Below are 22,383 nucleotides of genomic sequence, written 5' to 3' on the forward strand. Positions count from 1 at the left end.
TTCAATTTGCCGGAACAACCGGCGTTTCTTGCGCGGCGGCCGCCTGCACCGGCGCCTCCGCCTTCTTCTCCGGATACAGCACCACCTGCACGTAATTCTCCGTATTCAGGTAGCGCTGCGCCGCTTCCTGCACCTCGCTGGCCGCCAGCGCATTCACGCGCTCCTCGTGCGTCAGGATCGCGGCCGGGTCGGTCCCGTCCAGCAGCGCCGACTGGATGCGTCCCAGCCAGTAGCCGTTTTCGCGCAGCGCGCGGCGGTAGTTCTGGATCCAGTTCTGCTTGACCTTGGCCAGGTCGGTGGCGCTCGGCCCTTCGCGCTTGAGGCGTTCGAATTCGGCGAAGGTGGCGGCCAACACCTTGTCGACGTTTTCGGGGCCGGTCGGCAGGTTGACCGAGAGCGTGTAGTGGCCATAAGGGATGCGCGCCAGCTGGCCGCCGGCGCTGCCGCCGTAGATCATCGACAGCTGCTCGCGCAGCACCTCGATGATGCGGATGTTGAGCACTTCGACCAGCGCCTGGAGGCGCATTTGTTCGGCTTCGGAGAAGGGCGCCTCGCCGGTAAAGGTGAGCGAGATCGTGCTCTTCGGCTCGGCGCCGCTGTAGACGGCGCGCTTGACCACGCCCTTGACCGGACGCAGGCCGACGTCGCGCCAGGCGGTCGGGATGTCGGGCGTGGGCAGGCTGCCGAGATAAGTCGCCAGCAGCGGCCTGACCTTCTTCGGATCGAAACTGCCGACCATGACGAAGGTGAGGTCCTTGGCGCTCGAGAAGCGCTCGCGGTAGATCGCGATGCTGCGGTCCAGGTCGATCTGCGCGAATTCCTCCGGACGCAGCGGGCGCGGCGCGCGCGGGTGGTTGCCGTACAGCGTGGCGGCGATGGTGTCGCCGAAGCGCGCGCCCGGCTGGGCCAGGCGGTTGCGCGCGGCCTCCACCTGCTTGCCGATGAAGGATTTAAACAAGTCTTCGTCGCGGCGCACGGCGTCGAAGCGCAGCCACAGCAGCTGCAGCATGGTCTCGATGTCGGTCGCGCCCGAGGAGGCACCCACCACTTCGCTGTAGCCGGCCAGGCCGAAGGTGACCGCGGCCGCCTTCCCGGCCAGGACTTTCGACAGGTCGAGCGGCGAAAACTCCTTGAGGCCCATGCTGGCGACGATCCCGTTGGCATAGCGGGCGTTAACGATGTCGGCGTCGCCGTACAGGCTCTGGCCGCCGAAGCGCGCCGCGCTCATCACGACCTGGTCGTTGCGGAAGTCGGTGGGCTTCAGGATCACCTTGACGCCGTTCGACAGGGTCAGGTAGGTCAGGCCGAGGGCCTTGTCTTCGCGCTCGGCGACGATGCTGCCGCTCGCCGGCGGCTGCGCCAGCAACTGGGTGGCGAGCGACTTTTCCTCGTAGGGCGCGACCTCGGCCTGCTCCGCCGCGGCCAGCGCGGCGAGCAGCGATTCGCCGCTCGGCGGTGGGGTGGCGGCCTGCTCGATGCCGGTATAGATCACCAGTTTGCCGGAATCGGCGGGGATGGTGCGCCGTGCATAGGCGTTGATTTCGTCGAGCGTCACGCCGGGCAGCAGTTCGGTGGCGTAGCGGTATTCGGCGGCGATGCCGGGAATCGGCTCGTTCTGCAGGAAGTTGCGCATGTACTCGGCCACGTAGGCGCGCGAGTCGGTCTTCTCGCGCTCGTTGTACAGGCGCTCGTAACTGCGCAGCATGTCCTTGCGCGCGCGTTCGAGTTCGGCCGCGCCGAAGCCGTAGCGGCGCACGCGCTCGTTTTCGCGCACCAGGGCGGCGATCGCCTTCGGTGCGCCGCCGGGGCCGATGGAGGCGCTGGCGTTGAAGGATTTATAGAAGGGCGTGAGCGAGCCGACGCCGCTGCCGCCGCGCAGGAAGGGCGGCTCGGGCAACTGCGACAGCTCCTGCAGGCGCGCGCTCAGCATGCCGCCGAACAGTCCCTCGACCATCTGCTGGCGGTAGCCGCGCACGGTGTCGGGCTCGCGCACCGGCTGCACCGGATAGCGCACCAGGATGCTGTTGCCGCCGGCCTCGCGGTCGGTGACGACCACCGCCTCGGTCTCTTCGCGGCGCGGAATGCCGGCATACACACGGGGGCGCGCCGGCGCCGGATTCTTCAGTTTCGAGAAATGCGCCTTGACCAGGCTTTCGATCGTCTTCGGGTCGACGTCGCCCACCGCCACCACCGCCATCAGGTCGGGCCGGTACCAGTCGCGGTAGTAGCGGCGCAGGGCGTCGGGCTTGAAGGTGCGCAGCACTTCTTCCTTCCCGATCGGCAGGCGCTCGGCATAGCGCGAACCGTTGAAGATCTTCGGGTACAGCCGCTTGCCGATGCGGTCGCCGGCGCCTTTGCCGAGTCGCAGTTCCTCGAGCACGATGCCGCGCTCCTTGTCGATCGCGGCGTCGTCGAAAGTGATGCCGTGTGCCCAGTCTTCCAGCACCCTGAACGCCTGCTTCAGGTTTTCCGGGCGGTCGAGCGGGATCGGCAGGATGTAGACGGTTTCGTCGAACGACGTGGTGGCGTTCAGGTCGGCCCCGAACTTGACGCCGATCGATTGCAGGTAGCCGACCAGTTCGTGCTGCTTGAAATTGGTGCTGCCGTTGAAGGCCATGTGCTCGACGAAGTGGGCCAGTCCCTGCTGGTCCTCGTCTTCCAGGATCGAGCCGGCTTTTATCACCAGGCGCAGTTCGAGCCGGCGTTCGGGGCGCGTGTTCTTCTGGATATACCAGGTCAGGCCGTTGGCCAGTTTGCCGACCTTGACCTGCGGCCCGACCGGGATCGGCGCGTCCAGCTTGAGGGTGGCGCCGGCGACGAAGGAGTGGGTGAGGAGAACCGCGGCGAGACAGATATGACGAAGGATATGGCGGAACATCAGGGTGTCCATGAGAAGGCGTCGAGCGGCCATTGTAACGGCCGCCCGCACCTTCGTGGCGGCTTACACCGCCACGCGTCCCGCCTGCAACAGCAAGGCCATTTCGCGCGCCGGCAGCGGCATGCTGTAGAGGTAACCCTGCAGCACCTGGCAGCCGATCTTGCCGAGGAAGTCGCGCTGGGCCAGCGTCTCGACGCCTTCGGCCACCACCCGCAGCGACAGGCCTTCGGCCAGTGCGATCGTGGCCTGGGCGATGGCCGCGCTGCGCGCGTCGGTGGTGATGTTGCGGACGAAAGCCTGGTCGATTTTCAGCTTGTCGAGCGAGAAGCGCGACAGGTAGCCGAGCGACGAATAGCCGGTGCCGAAATCGTCGAGCGAGAGCGAGACGCCCATTGCGCGCAGCTCGGCAAGCTGGGCTTCGGCCGCGCTGGTGTCGCCCATCATGACGCTTTCGGTCAGTTCGATTTCGAGGTAACAGGCTTCCAGGCCACTTTCCGCCAGCGCCGCGCGCACCACGGCGGGCACGGTGCCGGCCTTGAACTGGTGCGCCGAGACGTTCACCGCCACCGGCACGCGCGGCAGGCCGGCATCCTGCCAGGCCTTGTTCTGCAGGCAGGCCTGGCGGATCACCCAGTCGCCGATCGGCAGGATCAGGCCGGTGTCCTCGGCCAGCGGAATGAAGTCGGCCGGCGAGACGCGGCCCAGTTCCGAGCTGTGCCAGCGCAGCAGCGCTTCCATGCCGAGCACGCGCCCGTCGGCGCAGGCCACCTGCGGCTGGAAGTGCAGCGCCAGTTCGGCCTGGCCGATGGCGCGGCGCAGGCGCGTTTCCAGCGCCAGCCAGCGCATCGCCTGGGCATTCATCTCGCCCTTGAAGAAGCGGAAGCCGTTGCGCCCGGCATCCTTCTGGTGCGCCAGCGCGGCGTCGGCGGCTTTCAGCAGGTCGCCCGGCACGTCGCCGTCGCGTGGGAACACGCTGATGCCGATGCTGCCGGTGACGACGACGTCGTGGCCATCGACCGAATGCGGCTGGGCGATCGCCTCGATCAGGCGCTGGGCCTTGAGGATGATGTCTTCGGTGTCGTCGCAGCTGGTCAGCAGCACGAATTCGTCGCCGGACAGACGCGCGACGGTGTCGGTCGGACCGGCAATCGCACTGGCGCGCCGCGCCACCTCGCGCAGCAGGGCGTCGCCGGCGTTGTGCCCGAGGCTGTCGTTGATGCGCGAGAGACGGTCGACGTTCACCAGCAGCAGGGCCAGCTGGCCGCCGCCGCGCCGCGCCGCGGCGATCGATTGCTGCAGGCGGTCGTGGAACAGCGAGCGGTTCGGCAGTCGGGTCAGGGCGTCGTGGTTGGACAGGAAGTCGAGCTGGTTGTGGGCCGCCTTCAGGGCCGACATGTCGGTCGAGACCGAGACGTAGGCGGTCAGCTTGCCGGCCTCGTCGCGCACGGCGCTGATGCTGGTGCGTTCGGGGTAGACCTCGCCGTTCTTGCGCCGGTTCCAGATCTCGCCGCGCCACTCGCCGTGCTGTTCCAGGTCTTCCCACATGCTGCGGTAGAAGCAGGCTTCGTGGCGGCCCGAGCGCAGCAGGCGCGGATTGAGTCCGATGACGTCGGCCTCGCGATAGCCGGTGATGCGCTCGAAGGCGGGGTTGACCGCGACGATGTTGGCGCAGGCGTCGGTCATCAGGATGCTTTCCTGGGTGCTGTCGAACACCTGGCGCGCCAGTTCGAGGCGGTGTTCGCTCTCGCGCAGGGCGGCGTCGGCCTGGGCGCGCGCGGTCGCTTCCAGCTGCAACTGGGCGGCGTGGCGCTGCACCACGCCGTACAGGTTCAGGCCTTTGTAGGCCACAGCCAGGTGGGCGGCGAGGACCGAGGCCCAGTGCCGATCCTCCGCCGAGAAGGGCACGGCGCTCGGGGCGCGTACGAAGTACAGCCAGCCGTACAGATTATGCAGGCAGCGTACCGGCAGGCCAAGGAAGGAGCCGCAGTGCGGCAGGCCCGAGGGAAGGGTGCCCAGCAGCGGGTCGCCCTCGGCCAGCAGTAAGACTTCGCGCGCGACCAGGAGCGCACCCGGAAGGCGGGCGCCGGTCGCATGCGGCAGCAGCAGGGCATGGTCGAGACCATGCGCGCTCAGGTGGGACACCGTGCGTTCGTCGTTATCGAGCAGGCAGGCGGCCAGCTGGTCGGTGTCGAGAATGCGCGCCGCGGCTTGCAGGAAGATCTCGACCAGGCCGTCGACCTGGCGCTCGTCGGACAGGTAAAGGGACATCTCTTCGAGCACGGCCAGGCGAGAACCAAGGCGGCTGTCGCTGGACGGCGCCGTGGGGCCCGTTAGCAACGCAGTGGCATGAGGCGCGGCGCGTGTCTGGCTCGGGGCTTCATGTGGCGCGGCGGCGCTCGACAGTCCCAGCTCGGCATTCACGGCCGCCATGATGTCTTCCGGGTCGGACGGCTTGGACAGCACCGTCTGCACGCCGCAGCTGCGCGCCATGGCCACCGTTTCGCGCTCGGCGTAGACGGCGGAATAGAAGATCACACGGGTGGCGGCCAGGGCGCGGTCGGCGCGCAGGCGCTGGACGAACTCGTAGCCGTCCATGGTCGGCATCAGGATGTCGGTGATGATCAGGTCGGGACGCTCGGCGCGCACCAGTTGCAGGGCGGCGCCGCCGTCTTCCGCTTCGAGCAGGCGGTGGTCGGTGAAGCCGAGCAGGGCCAGCAGGTAGGCGCGGTTGCTCGGGCGGTCATCGACGATGAGGATGGTGGCCATCAGTGGGTCTCCCGCGCTGCGGCGGCGCACTGACGGACGAATAACGGTACCGGCATGACAACTCCATGAATGCACCAGCGGCAGCACGCCGGCACGTAGACCTGACTGGGATGAATCATAATCCTCTGGATGTCGCAAACACCACAAAGTTGCTTATTAAAACATAATATTTAACAATTGATTTTGAACAATTGTATCTTGTTGCACATGTGCAACGCTGAATGTGTTCGCATGTGTTCAATTACGACTTGCCGCTGCCATTGCCGGGCCGGGTTCCTTGCATCGACTCGGTCGGACGCCGGTAAATCCTTTAAAATAGCGGATTACGCACGCTGCGTCACCGAATCAAGTATCGAACCAAGGAAATCCGCATGTCTATGTCCAGTACCCAGGAAATCGTTGCCGAACTTCGCGCCGGCCGCATGGTCATTTTGGTCGACGAAGAAGACCGCGAAAACGAGGGCGACCTGGTCCTGGCAGCCGACTTCGTCACGCCCGAGGCGATCAACTTCATGATCCGCCATGCGCGCGGCCTGGTCTGCCTGACGCTGTCGGAAGACATCTGTGACCGCCTGGCGCTGCCGATGATGACGACCCGTAACGGTACCTCGTTCGGCACCAACTTCACGGTCTCGATCGAGGCCGCCGAAGGCGTGACCACCGGCATCTCGGCGGCCGACCGCGCGCGCACCATCCAGGTGGCCGTGAATCGCGGCGCTACACCCGACGACCTGGTGCAGCCCGGCCACATCTTCCCGCTGCGCGCGGTGAAGGGCGGCGTCCTGATGCGCGCCGGCCACACCGAAGCGGGCTGCGACCTGACCGAGATGGGCGGCCTGACGCCGGCTTCGGTGATCTGCGAGATCATCAAGGAAGACGGCACCATGGCGCGCCTGCCGGACCTGATCGAGTTCGCGAAAGAACACAACCTCAAGATCGGCACCATTGCCGACCTGATCCATTACCGCAGCGAAAACGAGAGCCTGGTCGAGCGCGTTGCCGAGCGCACGCTGAACACCGCGCACGGCGAATTCCAGCTGATTGCCTACCGCGACAAGCCGAGCGGCAGCGCCCACCTGGCGATGGTGCATGGCTCGGTCAAGCGCGAGGTCGAAACCCTGGTGCGCGTGCACCAGCCGGTGTCGATCCTGGACGTGCTGGAACACCGCGCCACCACCCACTCCTGGACCATGGCCTCGGCGATGGACGCGATCAAGCGGAGCGAATCGGGCGTCGTCGTCCTGCTCAACTGCGGCGAGACGGCCGAGCAGCTGTTCGCGCAATTCACCTCGCTCGACGCGCCAGGCGCACGTCCGACCGGGCGCGCGGCGACGATGGACCTGCGCACCTATGGCATCGGCGCCCAGATCCTGAAGGAACTGGGCGTGGGCAAGATGAAGCTGCTGGCCAATCCGCGCAAGATGCCGTCGATGACCGGTTTCGACCTGGAAGTCACCGGCTACATTGCGAATCCGACTGCTTGAAGCGACAGCATTTACACTTATTCAAACGAACACACAAAGAAGAGGGCAGCCATGACGGTAGGAACTTATGAGAGCAACATGACAGGCGAGGACCTGCGCATCGGGATCGTGCAGGCGCGCTTCAATGCCGACGTCGGGCATGGCCTGCTGTCGTCCTGCCTGGCTGAACTGAAACACCTGGGCGTGGCCGACGAGGACATCCTGCACGTGACCGTGCCGGGCGCGCTGGAAATCCCGCTGGCCCTGCAAAAGATGGCCGAGACCCAGCAGTTCGACGCCCTGATCGCGCTCGGCGCCGTCATCCGCGGCGAAACGTACCACTTCGAGCTGGTGTCGAACGAATCGGGCGCCGGCATCACCCGCATCGGCCTGGACTACGGCATCCCGATCGCGAATGCCGTGCTGACCACCGAGACCGACGAGCAGGCTGAAGTGCGCATGGCGGAAAAGGGCGCCGACGCGGCCAAGGTCGCGGTCGAGATGGCCAACCTGCTGCTGGCGCTGGAAGAGCTGCACCCCGAGGAAGAAGAAGAGTAAACGAAGGACGAACATGACCGACAAGACTACCCACGCCAACCCGAGCAAGAACCGCACCCCGCGTCACCGCGCGCGCGAGTTCGCGCTCCAGGGCCTGTATCAATGGCTGCTGAACAACGAGCCATCGACCAAGGTGGCCAACAACATCCGCGCCGCCCACGGCTTCGACAAGGCCGACGGCGAGTATTTCTCGTCGCTGCTGAACGGCACCATTTCGACCTCGGTCGAATTGCGCGAAGCGATCGCCCCGCTGATCGACCGCGGTGTGGCCGAGCTGTCGCCGATCGAGCACGGCGTGCTGCTGTTGGGCGCGTATGAACTGAAGAACCACCCGGAAATCCCATACCGCGTCGTCATCAACGAAGCGGTCGAGCTGACCAAATCTTTCGGCGGTATCGACGGCCACAAGTACGTCAACGGCGTGCTCGATAAACTGGCTTCGCAGCTGCGTCCGGAAGAAGTTGGCGCCGACGCGCGCCGCTGATTTCCCTCTATATATAGTAGGGCGGCAAAAAAGCCACCACGCTTCGCGGCGTGGTGGCTTTTTTGTTGGCTGTGGCATACGTACGGTGGGCACTCGTGCCCACGCGGTCGTGCTCGCGCGCTGGTATAACGCATCTTATCGGCCGTGCAAGCTTGCATCTGTTGTACCGCGTGGGCACAAGTGCCCACCCTACGAGGATGTGAAAAAATCGCCATGGCTGCGTTGCCTCGTCTCGCCGTACACTCGTACTGTCTTCGACTCGGCGCCGGGCGGCCGTATCCCTTGCCCTGACGTTTTTTTCACACCCTCTGCGGTGCGCGGCAATCTCGATTCCCATGAGCACAACCGTCTCGACTCCATAAAAAAAGCCACCGCGAGGGTGGCTACGAGGAGTGAGCGTTGTGTGCCTACAGCGTCGCCAGCGCTTCCACATGCGCTTCGGCGGGTGCTGCCGGTTCTTCGGCTTTCGGTGCCGGCGCCGCAGGGGCCGACTTGACCACCATCTGCGCCGGGGCGGCGGGGGTGTTGGTCGGTACTTTCTTGCCGCCGGCAACCAGTTTCAGGCGCTTGTATTCGGCCAGCACCTTGGCGCCATAGCCCGAATCGTCTTCCATGTCGGCCGCGCCGACGTAGGTCTTGAGGCCGCCTTCGACGGAGCCGGTGCGCTTGACGTAATCCTTCAGGATCAGGGCGCCGACACGGATGTTGGCGACCGGGTTGAGCGCAGCCTGGGCGCCGCCGACTTGCTGGAACTTGTCGTGGTGGACCTTGGCCATCACCTGCATCAGGCCCTTGGCGCCCATCGGGCTTTCCGCGAACGGGTTCAGGCCCGATTCGATCGCCATCACAGCCAGGATCAGCAGTGGATCAAGCTTGATCTCGTGGGCCGTCATATAGGCCGTCGAAACGAGCATGTTGGCGGCGTCGCCGGCCACCCGGTAGCGCTTGGCGAGCCAGGAGGTGACGTTCTGCTGCTGTTTCGTGTTACCGAGGTGCTTGACGTCGGTACGGTGGTCTTGCGTGGTGTCCAGCGCGACGTCCTGGGTCGGCGCAGGTGCGGCGGTCGCGACGGTGGCACGGACGGGTGCATTGGCGACGGCGGTTTCAGGGTACAGCAGTTCGGAAACCTTTTTTGCTGCATCCGGGTTCGTGTACAGCAGGGCCAGTACCGCCACTGCCGAGAGACCGAACACGGTCAGGGTGTGTTGCATTGTGGTCAGCAGACCACGCGCCGTTTTGCTCACTTGTGCAAACGTGACTGGCTGGCTGGCCAGGGTGTGGACGAGCCTTGCGCTCGTACCGAACAAACGATTGATCATCGAAGTCCCCTTTGTCGCGGCGAAAAGGATCCCGTCGTGGCGCTCCAGGCGCTACGGTGGTTACCAATGCCGTGCATCAGAAAAATCGTCAGGGCTTCCAGTGCGGAAGACCAAAACGCCGTCATTGCTTTGCTTCAGCTGGCCGATGCCCAAGGGTGGGACGGTCCAGTGGCTCAACAACTGTCTCGGGGGTTCAGGCAGACGCCTGGTGGAAACACTCCTTACAAATGTCGTTGGGGCCCCGACCCCGTGAAGTTATGAGAGCAGCTACAATCTGCTTTTAAAATGGCCGTCTCATCAAGTAGGTGCGATTGTAGGAGGTCGTTTATACGGAGTCAATACTAGCACGAACGTCCTTTATAACTTATAGATCTGACTTTTTATAAGCAAGCTCAGCAATACCTTGCCAAATCAAACACTTGGCAGCGCAATTTGATTAACCGCAAGCAATCGAAAAAACAAGCAAAACTTGATGAAATATTCAGATCTCCGGGATTTTATGTCCCAATTGGAACTAAATAACGACTTAAAGCGTGTCACCACCCCGGTTTCGCCACATCTGGAGATGACGGAAGTGGCCGATCGAGTGCTGCGTGCAGGCGGACCGGCACTGCTGTTCGAAAAACCGACGGGTCCGGGCGGCGCTCCGCATACCATCCCCGTGCTGGCCAACCTGTTCGGCACGCCGCAGCGCGTGGCGATGGGCATGGGCGCGGACAATGTGAGCGAACTGCGCCGCATTGGCCACGTGCTGGCGCGCTTGAAGGAGCCGGAGCCGCCGCGCGGTTTCAAGGACATCATGGGCCTGGGGGCGCTCGTGAAAGCCGTGTGGGACATGGCGCCGAAAGAAGTAAAGGGCGCCGCGTGCCAGGAAATCGTCTGGGAAGGCAATGACGTCGACCTGGCGCGCCTGCCGATCCAGCATTGCTGGCCGGGCGACGTCGCGCCGCTGATCACCTGGGGCCTGGTCATCACCAAGGGGCCGAACAAGAAGCGGCAGAACTTAGGCATTTATCGCCAGCAGGTGCTGGGACGCAACAAGGTCATCATGCGCTGGCTGGCGCACCGCGGCGGCGCGCTCGACTTCCGCGAACACGCGATCGCCAACCCGGGTCAGCCATATCCGGTGGCGGTGGCCCTCGGCGCCGATCCGGCCACCATCCTGGGTGCCGTCACGCCGGTGCCCGACAGCCTGTCGGAATACCAGTTCGCCGGCCTGCTGCGTGGCCAGCGCACCACGTTGACCAAAGCCATCGGCAGCGAGTTGCGCGTGCCTGCGTCCGCCGAGATCGTGCTGGAAGGGCATATCTATCCGGATGCGAACCACCCATCGGGTTTCGAGCACGCGATGGAGGGACCCTACGGCGACCATACCGGCTATTACAACGAACAGGACAGCTTCCCGGTCTTCACCATCGACCGCATCACGATGCGGACGGACCCGATCTATCACTCGACCTATACCGGCAAGCCGCCGGACGAACCGGCCGTGCTCGGCGTGGCCCTGAACGAAGTCTTCATTCCGCTGCTGCAAAAGCAGTTCAGCGAGATCACCGATTTTTATCTGCCACCGGAAGGCTGCAGCTACCGCATGGCTGTGGTGCAGATGAAGAAGCAGTACGCCGGACACGCCAAGCGCGTGATGTTCGGGGTCTGGAGTTTCCTGCGCCAGTTCATGTATACGAAGTTCATCGTCGTGGTCGATGAAGACGTCGACGTGCGCGATTGGAAAGAGGTGATCTGGGCAATCACGACCCGGGTCGACCCGACACGCGACACGGTGCTGGTCGACAACACCCCGATCGACTACCTCGACTTCGCCTCGCCGATCAGCGGCCTCGGCAGCAAGATGGGGATCGATGCGACCAACAAGTGGCCGGGCGAGACCAATCGGGAGTGGGGGACGCCGATCACGATGTCGCCCGAGGTCAAGACGCGGGTCGATGCGATCTGGCAGGAATTGGGTTTATAAGAATGCAAGGTGGGTAGGGCGCGAAAAATCCCTGCCCACAAGTTTTCTTGCGTCGGTTATAATGCGATCTGGCGGGCCCCTGCGCATTGTGGCATGGTTTACCTGGTCAGGTCGGGAACGAAGCAGCCAAAGCCGTTCACCGCAAGTGCCGCAGATCAGGCTCGCCTCCTTCTTTTCATCTCCTCGTTCTACCTTGTCCACGACCTCATACGTCGTCCCTTCCCACGTGTATCGCTGGGGATGGTCCATCGACGGCTATGATTCTTGCGCGCACTTCCGTAGTTTCCTCGACACAATAAAGATTCTTTATGGAAAACAATGCTTTCCGTAAATACCTTCTGGTGTAACCTCTCTATCCGGTAGTTTCGACAAATTTGGAGGGGTAGTGAAGACTTTGGATGTGCAAGAAGCATTACGCCAGCACGCGTATAACGCCGATCGCCTGATGGTGGGGATTTTGTGGGCAATGTTCGTTGTTGCATTGGTGTTGTCGCAGATGCACGATACGCTTGTATGGGCCTTGGCGATCGGCGTGCCGACTGCCGTCATTCCTACCTTGCTCATGCTGCGTGCCGGTGGCGCGCGTGTGACGCGCATGGCGGCCACCGCCGGCCTGGTTGTTTTCTGCGCGCTGCATATCCACGAAGGCGGCGGACGCGACGAGCTGCACTTCGGCCTGTTCGTGGCGCTTGCTTTCCTGCTGTGCTACCGCGACTGGACCGTGATCGTGTTCGCCGCCGCCCTAATCGCCTTGCACCACCTGAGTTTCAATTACCTGCAGGAACTCGGTTACGGCGTGCGCTGCATGCAGCAGCCGGGCATCGGCATGGTGCTGGTACATGCGGGCTATGTCGTGGCCGAGGCGCTCGTGCTGTGCTACCTGGCGCGCGTGCTGCACCGCGAGGCGCTGCAGGCGGCCGAATTGCGCGTCAGCGTCGCCTCGCTGCAAGGCGCCAATGGCGCCATCGACTTGCGCGCCCAGTTGCCGGCGCAAAGCGAGAGCGGCCGGGCATTGCAGGAAGTGGTTGCGCTGTTGCAGCGCACTTTGGCCAGCGTCCAGCGCAGCGTCGGCACCACCAGCGCCGCTTCGCGCCAGATCGCCAGTGGCAATGCAGAGTTGTCGCAACGCACTGAGCGCCAGGCTGAGTCGATTCGCGCCACCGTCGCATCGATGGCCGAGCTGACCGAGACGGTGCGCCGGAATGCCGAGCACGCGCGCCAGGCCGACGGGCTGGCCGGGGCGGCGTCGGGTGTGGCCACGCGTGGCGGGCAAGTCGTCACCAAAGTGGTCGAGCGCATGGAAGCGATCGAGGCTTCCTCGCGCCGGATCGGCGACATCATTTCCGTGATCGACGGGATCGCCTTCCAGACCAATATCCTGGCCCTGAATGCGGCGGTCGAGGCGGCGCGGGCGGGCGAGCAGGGCCGCGGTTTCGCCGTCGTCGCCAGCGAAGTGCGCAACCTCGCGCAACGTTCGGCCGGAGCGGCGCGCGAAATCACGGCGTTGATCGAAGAGTCAGTGGCCCAGGTCGGCGCCGGCAGCGCCCTGGCCCAGCAGGCCGGACGCACGATGGATGACGTGGTCGAGAGCGTGCACAAGGTGTCGGGCATCATCGGCGACATCAGCAGCGCCAGCCGTGCGCAGGCGCAGGAAATCGCGTCGGTCAGCGCAGCCATCGCCGCCATGGATGGCGATACCCGCCACAGTGCGGCCATGGTGCACGAGGCGGCGAGCGCCGCCGGCGCCCTCAGCGAAGAAGCGGGCCAACTGGCGCAGGCGGTCGCCGTCTTTCATCTGGAGCAGGCCGGCGCCGCTGACATGGGCAGCCACAGGCGCGCCGCGCTGGCATCGGCCTGAAGCGGAAGAAGGCAGGCGATTTCCGCGCTCTGTCAAGCCGGGTCGGCGAACTTTACCTCGGCCGGTAAAGTTCGCGCCGGCGGCCATCTGCGGTAAAATCGCGGTATGTCCTATCAAGTCCTCGCCCGCAAATACCGCCCCAAGAACTTCGACACGCTGGTTGGCCAGGAGCACGTCGTGCGCGCGCTCACCCATGCGCTCGACACCGGCCGCCTGCACCACGCCTACCTGTTCACGGGCACGCGCGGCGTCGGCAAGACAACGCTCTCGCGCATCCTGGCCAAGTCGCTCAACTGCACCGGCCCCGACGGCACGGGCGGCATCACGGCCCGGCCGTGCGGCGCCTGCGAAGCCTGCCGCGCGATCGACGCCGGCCGCTTCGTCGACTATATAGAGATGGACGCCGCCTCGAACCGCGGCGTCGACGAGATGGCCCAGCTGCTCGAGCAGGCCGTCTACGCCCCGAGCAATGCGCGCTTCAAGGTCTACATGATCGACGAGGTGCACATGCTGACCAACCACGCGTTCAACTCGATGCTGAAAACGCTCGAGGAACCGCCCGAGCACGTCAAGTTCATCCTCGCCACCACCGACCCGCAAAAGATTCCGGTCACAGTGCTGTCGCGCTGCCTGCAATTCAACCTGAAGCAGATGCCGCCCGGCCATATCGTCGGCCACCTGGAAAACATCCTCGGCCAGGAAGGCGTGACGTTCGAACAGCCGGCGCTGCGCCTGCTGGCCCAGGGCGCGCACGGCTCGATGCGCGACGCGCTCTCGCTGACCGACCAGGCCATCGCTTACGCCGCCGGCGCCGTCACGCTGGAAGCGGTGCAGGGCATGCTCGGCGCGCTCGACCAGTCGTATCTGGTGCGCCTGCTCGACGCGCTGGCGAACGAAAACGGCGCCGACCTGCTGGCCGTGGCCGACGAGATGGCCAGCCGCAGTTTGTCGTACAACGGCGCGCTGCAAGACCTCGGCACCTTGCTGCACCGGATCGCGCTGGCGCAGTCCGTCCCGGCCGCCGTGCCACAGGATTTACCCGAACTGGCCGACATCCTGCGCCTGGCCGGATCCTTTGATCCGCAGGAAGTGCAATTGTTTTACCAGATCGCCGTGCACGGCCGCAACGAGATCGGCCTGGCGCCGGACGAATACGCCGGTTTCACGATGACCCTGCTGCGCATGCTGGCGTTCCGGCCGGGGCAGGGCGGCGCCGAGCGCATTGCTGCACCGGCTGCGGCTGCGGCTGCGGCTGCGGCGCCACGTGCGGCGGCGCCGATGGGGCGGGCAGCTGCGGCGGCATCCGCGGCGGCACCGGCACCGGCCGGCGCGCCGCCGCGTCCGGCTGCTCCGCCACCCGCGCCGGCCCCCGCTGCAAGCAACCCGGCGCCGGCCATGAATTCGGCGCGCGCGGCGATCAACGCGGCGCTCGAAGCGGCACGCGCAGCCTCCGGACAGCGTTCGCCGCCCAAGCGTCCGGGCGCCGATGTGCCTGCCGCCAGCGCACCTCCGGCTCCGGCAGCAGCGCCGGCGCGTCCCATCAATGTCGGTCCCGGCGCAGCGCCGGGTGGTCCGGGCGCGCGCATGGCCTCGCCAAGTGCACCTGGTCCGTCCGCCGCTGCGGGTGCGCGTCCCGGCGCCGCGCCGCCCTGGGACCGTCCGGGTGCGCAAGCCGAGGCCCGCCAGCAGCCGCAATCGCGCGCCGGCAATGAAGCCGCGAGCGACGACGGTCCGCCATCGTGGGTCACCGAATTTTCCGACGATACCGCCGTTGCCAACGAATTGGCCACCGACGCGGCCACCGACGCCGTCGCCGCTCCGGTGAGCGTGCCGGTCGCCGCGCGCGCGCCGGCCACGCCGCCGCACGCCTACGTCGTCACGCCCGTCCCGAGCCTCGACTGGGATGGCAACTGGCCGGCGCTGGCGGCAAGCCTGCCGCTGCGCGGCGTGTCGCAGCAGCTGGCCCTGCAGACCGAACTGATCGACTGCCATGCCGATACCCACTCGGCCGTGTTCCGCCTGCGCGTGCCGGTCGACACCCTGCGCGCCAGCGGCAACAGCGAAAAGTTGCAGGCCGCCTTGCAAGACGTGTTTGCCGGCAAGCGCATTACCGTCGAGACCGAAATCGGTCCGGTCTGGTACACGGCCAGTGCCGAAGCGAAAGCCGCGAAGGAAGAGCGCCAGCGCCTGGCCGAAGCGATCGTCGCGGGCGACCCGTTCGTGCAGGAAATGGAACGCGTGCTCGGTGCCTTTGTCGTGCCCGGCTCTGTGCGCCCGCCGGTCTAAAATACCTTTTAACGAATTATTTGGAGAACCGCACCATGATGAAGAACCAGCTCGCAGGCTTGATGAAACAGGCGCAAGCCATGCAGGACAACATGAAGAAGGCGCAGGAGCAGCTGGCCCTGATCGAAGTCGAAGGCCAGTCGGGCGCCGGCCTGGTGAAGGTCACGATGACCTGCAAGAACGACGTCAAGCGCGTACAGATCGATCCATCGCTGCTGGCCGACGACAAGGACATGCTGGAAGACCTGGTCGCCGCCGCCTTCAACGACGCCGTGCGCAAGGCCGAAGCGACCGCCGCCGAAAAGATGAGCGGCCTGACCGCCGGCATGCCTGGCCTGCCGCCCGGCTTCAAGATGCCGTTCTAAATCGCCATTCCCATGTTTATCGTGTCGCTCAGCTATACCGCGCCGCTTGCGAAGATCGACGCGCGCCTGGCCGCGCACCGCGAGTGGCTGGGCACGCAGTACAAGGCCGGCATCTTCCTGATGTCCGGCGCCAAGGTGCCGCGCGATGGCGGCATCATCATCGCGCGCGCCCCCAGCCGTGGGGCGTTGGAGCGGATACTGAGCGAAGACCCGTTCGCGCTGGCCGACCTGGCGCGCTACGAGATCACCGAATTCACCCCGACCATGACGGCCGACGCGTTCGACGCCTGGCGCGGAGTGTAGCGGCATGTCCAAATCCCTCGATTTCCTGACCGAGGCGCTGCGCCGCCTGCCGGGCATCGGCCCCAAGTCGGCCCAGCGCATGGCCTTCCACCTGCTGCAGCACGACCGCGAAGGCGCGGCCATGCTCTCGCGCGCGCTCTACCAGGCGGTCGACTCGGTGCACCACTGCGCCATGTGCAATACCTTCGCAGACACCGAGGTGTGCGAGATGTGCGCCGACGAGGCGCGCGACCGCACGCTGCTGTGCATCGTCGAAACCCCGGCCGACCAGATCATGATCGAGCAGACCCTGACGTATAAAGGCCTGTACTTCGTGCTGATGGGACGGCTATCGCCGCTGGACGGCATCGGTCCGAAAGACCTGCACCTCGACAAGCTGGTCGGCCGCGCCGCCGACGGCGTGGTCAATGAAGTTGTGCTTGCGACCAATTTCACCAACGAGGGCGAAGCCACCGCCCACTACATCAGCGAGATGCTCAAGGCGCGCGGGCTGAAGGTCAGCCGCCTGGCGCGCGGGGTGCCCGTGGGCGGCGAGCTCGAGTATGTCGACGCCGGCACCATCGCGCGCGCCATGCTCGACCGCCGCAGTGCATAATCTTCCGACAAGAACTGAGCCTATCCCGGTAGACCGGGGGAAGCTGCAAACGATGCAGGGCAAGCGCGGGCAAGGCGCGAGAAGGGCGCATGGCGGGCCATGCAACCGACGAGCAACGCAGCACCCGCTTGTCATACGCGTTCGCAGCGACTCCGGGCTACTGCGATAGGCTCCAAGTAGCTCCGAGCGGCGGTGGCCGTTTGCGTGTGCGCAATCGGGATTGGAAGTCCGCTGCTATCGTGGGCTCAATTCAAGCGGACCTGCAAGCATGCACCTCGTCGATATCACGATGTTTTACGCCGCCGAAAGCAACGGCGTGAGCACCTACCTGAATGCCAAGGCGCGCTGGCTGGCCCGGCACGGCCGTGTCCAGCACACCATCCTCAGTCCGAACGTCGACAGCGGCGGCGCGGCGCCGGCGCTGGTGCGCATGCCGGCCGTCGCGCTGCCGGGCATCAACGGCTTTCGCATGCCGACCTCGGTGCGCGCCCCGGTGCGCCTGTTGCGCCAGGCCCGGCCCGACCTGATCGAAGCCGGCGACGCCGGCCACAGCGCCTGGGCGGCCCTGCGCCTGCGCCGCCGCCTCGGCGTACCGGCGATCGCCTTTTATCACTCCGACCTGCCGCGCCTGGTGCGTCCGCGCTTCGGCCAGACGGCGGAGAGCGCCACCTGCAAATACCTGGCCCACCTGTACCGCCAGTTCGACCTCGTGCTCGCCCCCAGCCGCGCCATGGTCGAGCAGCTGCACGCGATGGGCGTACCCGATGCGCACCACCAGCCGCTCGGCATCGACAGCGGCGTCTTCAGTCCGGCGCGGCGGGTCGAGACCCTGCGCGCCCACCTGCGCCTGCCCGAGAATGCGCGCCTGCTGGTGTACGCGGGCCGCTTCACGCACGAGAAAAAGCTGCCGCTCCTGATCGAGGCGGTGCGCAAACTCGGCCGGCCGTATCACTTGCTGATGATCGGCGGCGGCCTCGATTTGCCGCGCTACCCGCAAATCACCTACCTGCCGTTCAAGCGCAACCAGCGCCACCTGGCGCGCCTGCTGGCCAGTTGCGACGTGCTGGTGCATCCCGGCGACTGCGAAACCTTCGGCCTGATCGTGCTCGAAGCCATGGCCTGCGGCCTGCCGGTGGTGGCTACCACCCGGGGCGGCGTGGCCGAGCTGATCGACGAACACACGGGCATTCTGGCGCAGCCGAACTGCGTCGACAGCCTGGCCAGCGCCATCGAAGCGGCCTACGGGCGCGACCTTGGCGCGATGGGCGCGCACGCGCGGCGCAAGGCGGCCGAGTATTACGACTGGAACGAGATCCTGCCGCAGGTGATGCGGCGCTACCAGGCCGTGCTCGGTACGCGCGGCCTGGACGAACCCGGCGCGAGGAGCATCTGTGTCACGGACTGAAGCACCATCGATCAATACACGATCACTGCTGGCCGAGCCACCCATGCTGTGCGTGTCGATCCACGACGTCGCACCCGGGACTTGGGAAGAATGCGCACGCCTGGCGCGCGCCATGCGCCAGGCCGCCGACGTGCGCCTGACCTGGCTGGTGGTGCCGCACTACCACGGGCGGCCGGGCGACGAGCGCGCCGAGCGCGCCATGCGCGCCGGGCTGGATGCGGCGCTGGCGCGCGGCGACGAACTGGCGCTGCATGGCTATACCCATCTCGATACCGGGGAACGGTCGGCCGGCTTGCGCCAGCGTTTCCTGCGCGGCGTCTACACCCAGCGCGAAGGGGAGTTCGCGGCGCTGGCGGCGGCCGAGGCGCGCGAGCGCATCGCGCTCGGACTGGAGTGGTTCCGCCAGCGCGACTGGCCGGTGTCGGGCTTCGTTCCGCCGGCCTGGCTGCTGGGCGAGGCCTCCTGGCGCGTGCTGCCCGAGTTTGCCTTTTCCTACACCACCACGTTCACGCGCTTTCACCTGCTGCGCCAGGGACGCTCGGTGTTCGCGCCTTCGCTGGTCTACACGGCCAGGAACGGGCTCGGGCGCGCGCTCTCGCCCCTCGCCGCCAGCCTGGCCGCACGCTGCATGGCGCAGGGGCCGCTGATGCGCCTCAGTTTACATCCGCCCGACGTGCGCCACCCGCGCCTGGTGGCGCATGCACAGCGCCTGGTCGAGCGCATGCTGGGCACGCGCGAGGCGGTCACGAAAGCCGAGTGCGCGCGCAGGCTGCTGGCACTGTCGCCCGCGCCATCGACTTCAGCCCGGAACGGTGGCGTAACGTAGGATGGGCACTTGTGCCCATGCTGTCGTGCGGGTGCGCGTCGCAACGTGGCCCAAAATGGGGGAACCATCGAATTCCGATACGGGCGTGCGGACCGATCCGACTTCTGCTCACGGTGCGGTACGCCGAGGCACGACCGCGTGGGCACAAGTGCCCACCCTACGGTACCTCGGTGTTCCTGGCTAAAAACAAGACTCGAAGCGTCTATCGCCAGCCACGCCCCCAATAGCCGCCGCCCCAATAGCCGCCCCAAGGGCCGGCATACCCGGGACCGCTCCCATAGCGCTGCACGTCATCCTTCGTGCTCAGGCTGATGATGCAGCTGCGCCATTGGTCGGTTTGCTGGGCATAGCCCAGGCGGTCGCAGGCCGGGCCGTAGATGGCGACCATTTCCGTCATCTCCGCCTGCTTGCGCGCCGCCCGTTCTTGCGGAGTGGCGCAGGCGCTCAGCAGCAGTGCTGCCGTCAATACAATGGTTGTACGCATGGCGATCTCCTTTTTTGCGTGAATTTCACTGGTTTCGAGCTTAGCGCAAGAATCAGAACAGTGCTCGATCCGGCCCAATCGGACACACCCCAGTTCGCCAGGCGAACCGCAGGAATATCGCACTGGCGGCTTTCTCGGGCATGGCTTTTCTGGCAAGATCGACTGGAGAAACTAAGAGCCTATCCCAGTAGGCCGGGGGAAGCTCCGAGCGATGCATGGCAAGCGCGGGCAAGGCGCGAGGAGGGCGCATGGCGGGCCATGCAACCGACGAGCAACGCAGCACCCGCTTGTCAGGCGCGCTCGCAGCGACTCCGGTCTACTGGGATAGGCTCTCAATAACAGGGAGGTGCGATGCACGCAGGCCGCTGGAAAACCTGGACCCGGCGGCTGGCGTTCGCGCTGGCGGGATTCATCTTGCTGACAGCGCTCGCCGCCTGGCTGCTGCTGTGCGCCAGCCTCGCCCAGCTCGACGGCGAGCGCAGGGCGCCGGCACTGGTGGCGCCGGTCACGGTCGCGCGCGATGCGGCCGGGGTGCCGCTCATCCGCGGTAACAATCGCTTCGATCTCGCCTACGCCACCGGCTTCGTGCACGCCCAGGAGCGCTATTTTCAGATGGACTTGCTGCGCCGTACCGCGGCCGGCGAACTGGCCGCGCTGTTCGGCCCGCGCGCGCTGCCGCTCGACCGTGCGCGCCGCCTGCATCGTTTTCGTGCGCGCGCCGTGCGCGTGCTGGCCTCGATGCCGCCGCAAGATCGCCTCTTCATCGACAGGTATGTGGCCGGCGTGAATGCCGGCGTCGACGCGCTCGGCGCGCGTCCTTTCGAATACCTGTTGACCGGCAGTGCGCCGCTGCCCTGGCGTGCCGAGGATTCGCTGCTGGCGGTGTGGGCGATGTTCATCGACCTGCAGGGCAACCAGGCACCGCGCGAACTGGCGCGCGGCTGGCTGCGCGCGCGCAGTGACGCGGCGCAACTCGCCTTCCTGCTGCCCACGGCCTCGCGCTGGGATGCGCCGCTCGACAATGCCGTCGCGCCGCCGGATGCGCCGGTGCCGGCCACGGCGCCGGAATGGTGGGGGACTGCTCCGACGCGGCCTGCGTCGCTGGCCCTGCGCGAGCGCACCGAACTGGTCGGCAGCAACAACTATGCGATCGCCGGCAGCCGCAGCACGACGGGCGCCGCGATCGTCGCCGACGACATGCACCTCGGCCTGCAACTGCCGAACATCTGGTACCGGCTGGCGCTGGCCTACCCGGACGGGCAGGGCCGCGAACGGCGCCTGGTCGGAGTGACGCTGCCCGGCGCGCCGCCGCTGGTGATCGCCGGCAGCAACGGTAAAGTGGCCTGGGGCTTCACCAACAGCTATGGGGATTACCTCGACCTGGTCGAAGTCCGTTTCGACCGCGCGCGGCCCGGCGAGGTGCGGACGCCGCGCGGCTGGGAGCGTCCCGCCGAATACGTCGAGACGATCGAAGTGAAGGGCGCTGCCGCAGAGCGACTGGTGGTGCGCGAGACCGCCTTCGGCCCGCTGCGCGCTGCGGGCGGCGCCACCTATGCGCTGCACTGGGTCGCGCACGATCCGGGGGCCCTCAACCTGAACCACCTGCGCCTGGAGGAGGCGGATACCGTCGAGGCGGCCCTGGCGATTGCCGCCGTCGACGGCATCCCGGCCCAGAATTTCGTCGCCGGCGACAGTGCCGGCAATATCGGCTGGACGATCGCCGGCCGGCTGCCGCTGCGCGCCTCCGTCGCCAGCGCAGCCGACGCCAGTTTTCCCTTGCAGTCCGGCGCGCCGACACCACCCTGGGACGGCCTGCTCGCGCCCGAACAGTATCCGCGCGTGCTCAATCCGCCCGACGGCCAGCTCTCGACCGCGAACAGCCGCCAGTTGCTGGGACTTGCGGGCAAGCTGGTCGGCGACGGCGGTTTCGATCTCGGCGCGCGCAGCAGCCAGCTGCGCGACCGCCTGCGCGCGCTGGGAGCGCGCACCGACGAAGCGGGCGCCTTTGCGGTCGCGCTGGACGACCGCGCACTCTTCATCGCCGGCTGGCGCGCACGCGCGCTGGCCGTGCTCGACCCGGCGGCGCTGCAGCGGCATCCGCGCCGCGCCGCTTTCCGCCACCTGCTCGAGACCAGCTGGAGCGGGCGTGCGGACACCGCGTCGGTCGGCTACCGGCTGGCGCGTGACTTCATGTGGGCGCTGCATGACCTCTGTTTCGACGGCGTCGATGCGCAGCTGGCGGCGCTCGACCCCAAGGCGACGATGGCGCTGGCCAACCCGCGCTGGCCGGCGGTAGTGGCCCGCCTGCTCGATGAACAGCCGCCCGGTTGGCTGCCCCCGGGCCAACGCAACTGGCGCGACGTGCAGCTGGCGGCGGTCGACCGCGTCATCGCCGAACTCGAGCACACGGGCATACCGTTGGAACAAGCCACCTGGGGCGCACGCAATACGGCCGCGATCGTCCATCCGATTGCGCTGGCGATGCCGGCGCTCGGCACATGGCTGGGCGTGCCGCCCGACCAGCTGGCCGGCGACGCCCACATGCCGCGCGTGGCCGGTCCGAAGTTCGGCCAGTCGGAGCGGATGACAGTGTCGCCAGGACGCGAGGAGGCGGGGCTCTACAACATGCCGGGCGGGCAGAGCGGCCACCCGCTGTCGCCGTACTTCCGCCATGGGCATGACGAGTGGGTGCGGGCGCGCGCGCTGCCGCTGCTGCCCGGGCCGGCGCGTCATACGCTGACGTTGACGCCGTAGGGTGGTCGGCTCCACCTCTGTGCGTGATTGTCCGTCGACGCATGCGCCGCCCACGCGTGACGCCGGC

General features: G+C 66.4%; 16 protein-coding genes and 1 other RNA gene. 13 read left to right on the forward strand and 4 right to left on the reverse strand.

Annotated elements, in window-relative coordinates; all coding sequences use genetic code 11:
• Nucleotide 1: 1 nt before the first annotated feature.
• Both IFT60_RS20130 and IFT60_RS20135 read right to left on the reverse strand, forming a co-directional pair.
• Nucleotides 2–2,878 (reverse strand): M16 family metallopeptidase, encoded by a 2,877-nt coding sequence (locus IFT60_RS20130; protein WP_192054938.1) that lies wholly within the window; start codon nt 2,876–2,878, stop codon nt 2–4.
• A gap of 63 nt (nt 2,879–2,941) precedes the next feature.
• On the reverse strand, nt 2,942–5,644 hold the full coding sequence (locus IFT60_RS20135) for a two-component system response regulator (protein ID WP_192054941.1): 2,703 nt from the start codon (nt 5,642–5,644) through the stop codon (nt 2,942–2,944).
• A gap of 371 nt (nt 5,645–6,015) precedes the next feature.
• Between IFT60_RS20135 and ribBA the strand changes: the two genes are divergently transcribed.
• Genes ribBA through nusB form a run of 3 tightly spaced genes read left to right on the forward strand, consistent with a single transcriptional unit; the run spans nt 6,016 to nt 8,149 of the window.
• Nucleotides 6,016–7,128 (forward strand): bifunctional 3,4-dihydroxy-2-butanone-4-phosphate synthase/GTP cyclohydrolase II, encoded by a 1,113-nt coding sequence (gene ribBA, locus IFT60_RS20140; RefSeq protein WP_192054943.1) that lies wholly within the window; start codon nt 6,016–6,018, stop codon nt 7,126–7,128.
• Between the two features lie 51 nt (nt 7,129–7,179).
• The gene (gene ribH, locus IFT60_RS20145; RefSeq protein WP_056339428.1) at nt 7,180–7,665 is read left to right on the forward strand and encodes a 6,7-dimethyl-8-ribityllumazine synthase; all 486 of its coding nucleotides are present in this window, start codon (nt 7,180–7,182) and stop codon (nt 7,663–7,665) included.
• Nucleotides 7,666–7,678: 13 nt separating this feature from the next.
• The gene (nusB, locus tag IFT60_RS20150; protein WP_192054945.1) at nt 7,679–8,149 is read left to right on the forward strand and encodes a transcription antitermination factor NusB; all 471 of its coding nucleotides are present in this window, start codon (nt 7,679–7,681) and stop codon (nt 8,147–8,149) included.
• 407 nt (nt 8,150–8,556) lie between these two features.
• On the opposite strand, the gene IFT60_RS20155 is transcribed toward nusB, so the two are convergent.
• Nucleotides 8,557–9,360 (reverse strand): transglycosylase SLT domain-containing protein, encoded by an 804-nt coding sequence (locus IFT60_RS20155; protein ID WP_229511034.1) that lies wholly within the window; start codon nt 9,358–9,360, stop codon nt 8,557–8,559.
• Between the two features lie 580 nt (nt 9,361–9,940).
• Between IFT60_RS20155 and ubiD the strand changes: the two genes are divergently transcribed.
• The 9 genes from ubiD to IFT60_RS20200 all read left to right on the forward strand — a co-directional run bounded on the left by ubiD (nt 9,941) and on the right by IFT60_RS20200 (nt 19,078).
• Nucleotides 9,941–11,440 (forward strand): 4-hydroxy-3-polyprenylbenzoate decarboxylase, encoded by a 1,500-nt coding sequence (gene ubiD, locus IFT60_RS20160; RefSeq protein WP_192054948.1) that lies wholly within the window; start codon nt 9,941–9,943, stop codon nt 11,438–11,440.
• A 70-nt stretch (nt 11,441–11,510) separates the two neighbouring features.
• Nucleotides 11,511–11,609, forward strand: an RNA gene (gene ffs / locus IFT60_RS20165) — signal recognition particle sRNA small type.
• A 216-nt stretch (nt 11,610–11,825) separates the two neighbouring features.
• The gene (locus IFT60_RS20170; RefSeq protein ID WP_192054951.1) at nt 11,826–13,298 is read left to right on the forward strand and encodes a methyl-accepting chemotaxis protein; all 1,473 of its coding nucleotides are present in this window, start codon (nt 11,826–11,828) and stop codon (nt 13,296–13,298) included.
• Between the two features lie 105 nt (nt 13,299–13,403).
• Nucleotides 13,404–15,584, forward strand: coding sequence for a DNA polymerase III subunit gamma/tau (locus tag IFT60_RS20175; RefSeq protein ID WP_192054953.1), 2,181 nt, complete (start codon nt 13,404–13,406; stop codon nt 15,582–15,584).
• A 35-nt stretch (nt 15,585–15,619) separates the two neighbouring features.
• The gene (locus tag IFT60_RS20180) at nt 15,620–15,949 is read left to right on the forward strand and encodes a YbaB/EbfC family nucleoid-associated protein (RefSeq protein WP_056339437.1); all 330 of its coding nucleotides are present in this window, start codon (nt 15,620–15,622) and stop codon (nt 15,947–15,949) included.
• 12 nt (nt 15,950–15,961) lie between these two features.
• Entirely contained in the window at nt 15,962–16,252 is a 291-nt protein-coding gene (locus IFT60_RS20185; protein WP_192054956.1) for a YciI family protein, read from the forward strand.
• Between the two features lie 4 nt (nt 16,253–16,256).
• Nucleotides 16,257–16,847, forward strand: a complete 591-nt coding sequence (gene recR / locus IFT60_RS20190) for a recombination mediator RecR (protein WP_192054958.1) — start codon at nt 16,257–16,259, stop codon at nt 16,845–16,847.
• Between the two features lie 268 nt (nt 16,848–17,115).
• Complete coding sequence (locus tag IFT60_RS20195; protein ID WP_192054960.1) at nt 17,116–18,252, forward strand: glycosyltransferase family 4 protein; 1,137 nt, start codon at nt 17,116–17,118, stop codon at nt 18,250–18,252.
• Complete coding sequence (locus IFT60_RS20200) at nt 18,239–19,078, forward strand: DUF2334 domain-containing protein (protein ID WP_374001205.1); 840 nt, start codon at nt 18,239–18,241, stop codon at nt 19,076–19,078. The genes IFT60_RS20195 and IFT60_RS20200 overlap by 14 nt, the downstream gene beginning before the upstream one ends.
• A 202-nt stretch (nt 19,079–19,280) precedes the next feature.
• On the opposite strand, the gene IFT60_RS20205 is transcribed toward IFT60_RS20200, so the two are convergent.
• A complete protein-coding gene (locus tag IFT60_RS20205; RefSeq protein WP_192054962.1) occupies nt 19,281–19,562 on the reverse strand; it encodes a hypothetical protein in 282 nt (93 codons plus the stop codon).
• Between the two features lie 351 nt (nt 19,563–19,913).
• Between IFT60_RS20205 and IFT60_RS20210 the strand changes: the two genes are divergently transcribed.
• Entirely contained in the window at nt 19,914–22,316 is a 2,403-nt protein-coding gene (locus tag IFT60_RS20210) for a penicillin acylase family protein (RefSeq protein ID WP_192054964.1), read from the forward strand.
• The last annotated feature ends 67 nt before the right edge of the window (nt 22,317–22,383 follow it).

The sequence above is a fragment of the Massilia sp. CFBP 13721 genome (assembly GCF_014842025.1).
Taxonomy (GTDB): Bacteria; Pseudomonadota; Gammaproteobacteria; order Burkholderiales; family Burkholderiaceae_D; genus Telluria.